Source organism: Flavisolibacter ginsengisoli DSM 18119 (genome assembly GCF_900129295.1).
Taxonomy (GTDB): domain Bacteria; phylum Bacteroidota; class Bacteroidia; order Chitinophagales; family Chitinophagaceae; genus Flavisolibacter; species Flavisolibacter ginsengisoli.
The window spans coordinates 1-3933 of record NZ_FQUU01000042.1 but is presented as its reverse complement, the minus strand read 5'-3'; the positions used below and the strand labels follow the sequence as shown (position 1 = coordinate 3933).

Genomic DNA, 3933 nt, shown 5'->3' with positions numbered 1-3933 from the left:
AAAAGAATATATTTTGTACTTTAGTTTTTCAATCGGCTTCAGTTGCCATACTGACACTTATAAAATACCAGCACAGCCGCAAGCCGTAAACGTTGGCAGTAATGCTATCTCAAACCACTATGGTAACTAAAATCAATCGAGACAATTGCCTAAAAGAGTTTTCGAACTTTCCTTTAAGACATTACGACGAGGCTACAGACGAGGAAGAATATTTTTATCCCGCGGTATTTGCTACTCAATGGCTAAAGGTTGCATCAAATGACAAAATTGAAAGCACCGAACTTTTAGCTTCAGAGTTAACCAAACTAATGAAACAACTCTGTTATTCTAAGCTCATTATTCTTGGAGACACAGAGCAAAGTTGGGTTTCTAAACTCTCTTTGGAGCGGAATGATTATGAACCTTTAATCGAGGCATTGCGATACTTGGCGTATAATAACATTGATACATACTTCAATGGCGGCTTGCAAGTATCAGACACAGACCTTTACGAATTCTTAAAACACTTTTACTGTTTGACAAGTTGCGATGCTTCGCTTCCCTATTTTCATTTTATGGATATAGACCAAAATTTTATTGGATTCATCCATTACAGCGGTGAAATGAGGATTGACACAATGAACAAAGGGACACAACTACTATTGGAAAGAGCCATAAAACAAACAAGGTTTATAAAAGTTTTGCAGAGAGCTAAGTAAGTTTCCGTTTGACAAAAAGCACATGCAGGCAACATGGTATTAATGCAATGGTGGCTGACGTGCATGTTACGAGCTTTAGATTTTCAAATCAACATTTTATCTTTAACCAAAACTGACGGAACAGGAAATGCCACCACTGCATAAATACCCGTTCCGTTGCCAGCAATGTGGCGAGACGCTACTAATGCAAACATGAATTTCATATCAAAAATATTTTCTAAGCTCATTCCAGAACGACACCTGACGAATAGCAATTCAGGTATGACGTTCGACAAGATGTTTGAAGAACTCGGTGCTTTTGAATATGATGACACTGGCTTTACCATTCATTACGAAGACTTCATCAAACGGCTTGCCTGGTCTGACATTACGCAACTAAACGTGTATAAAGTTGACCAATTCACCATCGACAGAATAGATATGGAAATAGTGTACGGCGACAAAGCATTTACGATCAGTGAAGAACTTCCAGGCTGGTATCAGTTTGTTTTAAAAACCAAAGAAATCTTCCCGACAATTCCTAAAGATTGGGACATCAAAATCATCCAACCAGCTTTTGTGACCAATTACACAACCATTTACGAGAAGACAAAACTCGACAAGTAGCAGTCTGTTTATCAACACTGCTGGCAACACGATTTTGCTGCCATAGCGGAAGCAGTGCATGTACTCTGCACAATATTTCTAATTATCTTCCGTACTTAAACCAAACAACGGAAACACAGACTGCCGCTACAGCAGCAAGCTCTTTTCCGTTGGCAGTCATGCAAAAAGCAACTAATCCTAACAAATGAAAATTATTGGACTTCTCCTTTCGCTTATTTTGACACATTCCTGTTTTGCACAGTTCAAACTAACAAAACTGGACAAGAACTCAGTTCCTAAAAACATTCATTATTCTGGCAAAATTTTGCAAGCGGTTCGTTGGACAGACAACACTGGAGACAATATTGTCCTTCTAACAGCGACAGACAAAACGCAGAGCAAAAATGCACCTGATGACAGTTACATCGACGGAGCTTTATATGCCTATCATTACTTGGTTTTGGGTGACAGCATTAAACAGACATGGCGAGTTACTGATTATGTAAAAGAGTGTCCTGTTGATATGTTCCTCTGTTTTGTTGACAAGACTTTTGCGGTGACTGACCTGAACAAAGACGGCAACGCAGAAATTTGGATAATGTACAAGGTTTCTTGCCAAGGTGACGTTAGTCCTGTGCCCATGAAAATTATTATGTATGAGGACAATAAAAAGTTTGCCGTTCGGGGTACAACGAGGGTTGAACCGTCGCCAAACAAGTTTATGGGTGGTGAATTTACTTTTGATGAAACATTCAAAGGTGCACCATGGGAGTTTCGACAATACGCAGAGAAGCTTTGGCAACAGCACAAAGTTGAAACGTGGAAACAGTGAGACGTGCACGAACTGCCAACATCGGTTTTGTGCTATGGCGGCTGGACGAACAAGGGTTCAACTTTTGGTTTTCAATTTGGCGGTATATCTTTAACCAAGGCTGACGAACCACAGAACGCCGCCACAGGCACAAAACCGTCAGCGTTAGCTGTAATTATATTTGGACACAATAATCTATGCCGTTTACCTTTTCTCATCCAGCCATAATACTTCCGTTGACAACAACTAAACGGCTTCGGCTTTCAGCGACAGGACTTATTGTTGGTAGCATGACACCTGACTTCGAATATTTCATTCGTATGAAAGTTCAAAGTGATTACAGCCACACATTAGCCGGACTCTTTTGGTTTGACCTTCCATTAGGACTTATTCTATGTTTTATTTATCACGGTATTGTTCGGAACTGCTTTATTGACAATGCTCCCGCTTTCATTCAAAAGCGCCTCGACAAATTCAAGTCATTTAACTGGATAAAATATTTTTCATTAAACTGGTTTATCGTTTGTATTTCTGTTATAATCGGAGCATTTTCTCACTTGCTTTGGGACAGTTTTACTCATGAAACAGGCTATTTTGTTGAAAGAAGTTCTCTATTAAAAGAATCAGTGCATTTGAATGGCTTAGCAGTACCAATTTATAAAGTCATTCAACATCTAAGCAGCTTAATTGGTGGACTTATCACAGTAACCGCTTTTTTGACAATTGAAAGGACTACAACTATGACAAGTGACAACATTTCTAAATATTGGCTCTCCATTGTTCTAATAATATTGACTATTGTGCTACTTAGACTTTTCTTCGGGTTACAATTAAACCAATATGGAAATCTTATAGTGACAATAATTTCAGCCGGACTTGCTGCACTAATATTGACACCTTTAATTCTGAAAAGAGAGAATAAATACAGCTAACATTCGGTTTTGCGTTATGGCGGCTTGACGAATAAATGCTGAACAATCGTTTTTCAATTTATCTTTTGTTCTATATTCGGCTGACGTAACGCTGTTGCTGCCACAAACGCAAAGCCGGCACTCGTTGGTGGCAATATTGAAAAAGCCTCCGTTCCAAAACCAAGTTGACAGAAAACCTACAGAGTGACACAGACTTTCAGCAAAACCAAACTCAATCGCATGTTTCGCTTAGGTTATCACCTTGCCTTTGAGACAAAACCAAAAAAGAAAGATTGGGTGGACATTTTCAATCTATGGTCATGTGCCGCTTCAGGTGGACACAAACGAGCACAATTTTATCTAGCGACATGCTATGACCAAGGTTTAGAAACTGAAAAAAATGTAGAAGAAGCCTACAAATGGTTTCTAAAAGCTGCAAATCAAGGACACATGGAAAGCCAGTATAACATTGGCTTTTTTTACTTCAAAGGCGAAGTAGTGAAGCAAAATTATAAGAAAGCGGTTCATTGGTACACTTTAGCTGCAACGAATGGCGACACAGAAGCACAAAGAGACTTGGGATATTGCTATCACTACGGCTTGGGTGTGACCATTGACGACGTGAAAGCTGTTTACTGGTATAAAAGGGCGGCAAGCAAAAACGACCCAAAAGCTCTTTACAACCTGGGACTTTGCTACAAAAATGGACACGGAGTGAGACAGTCAAATAAGTGGGCAAAGCACTATTTTGACAAAGCGGTGGCATTGGGGCATAAGCAAGCTGCAAAGGAATTAAAAGCTGTTGTTTGACGATAATACTGCCACCAACAGCAGTTCCTATGTAAAGAGATAGCTGGTTGTTCTCATAAAGTTACGTTGACTTTCAAGGGTTTTCCAAATATTCTGGTGTTGCTGGCTTTCGTTGCTG

The 3933-nt window shown here is 39.5% G+C and carries 6 protein-coding genes; 5 read left to right on the top strand and 1 reads right to left on the bottom strand.

All coding sequences use genetic code 11. The annotated features are described in order from the left end of the window. The first annotated feature begins 119 nt into the window (after positions 1–119). Positions 120–698 (top strand): hypothetical protein, encoded by a 579-nt coding sequence (locus BUA53_RS20730; RefSeq protein ID WP_139256547.1) that lies wholly within the window; start codon positions 120–122, stop codon positions 696–698. Positions 699–781: 83 nt separating this feature from the next. Here BUA53_RS20730 and BUA53_RS21510 read toward each other — a convergent pair whose 3' ends face one another. Then, a complete protein-coding gene (locus BUA53_RS21510) occupies positions 782–925 on the bottom strand; it encodes a hypothetical protein (protein ID WP_217653045.1) in 144 nt (47 codons plus the stop codon). A gap of 34 nt (positions 926–959) precedes the next feature. Here BUA53_RS21510 and BUA53_RS20725 point away from each other — a divergent pair, with 34 nt between their 5' ends. The 4 genes from BUA53_RS20725 (at position 960) to BUA53_RS20710 (ending at position 3815) form a co-directional block, all read left to right on the top strand. Further along, positions 960–1304, top strand: coding sequence for a hypothetical protein (locus tag BUA53_RS20725; protein ID WP_139256546.1), 345 nt, complete (start codon positions 960–962; stop codon positions 1302–1304). Positions 1305–1488: 184 nt separating this feature from the next. Next, positions 1489–2115: a M949_RS01915 family surface polysaccharide biosynthesis protein gene (locus BUA53_RS20720; protein WP_072837304.1), complete on the top strand. Its 627-nt coding sequence runs from the start codon at positions 1489–1491 to the stop codon at positions 2113–2115. A 176-nt stretch (positions 2116–2291) separates the two neighbouring features. Continuing rightward, positions 2292–3026: a DUF4184 family protein gene (locus BUA53_RS20715; protein WP_072837303.1), complete on the top strand. Its 735-nt coding sequence runs from the start codon at positions 2292–2294 to the stop codon at positions 3024–3026. A 219-nt stretch (positions 3027–3245) separates the two neighbouring features. Continuing rightward, entirely contained in the window at positions 3246–3815 is a 570-nt protein-coding gene (locus BUA53_RS20710; protein WP_072837302.1) for a tetratricopeptide repeat protein, read from the top strand. Positions 3816–3933: the final 118 nt, after the last annotated feature.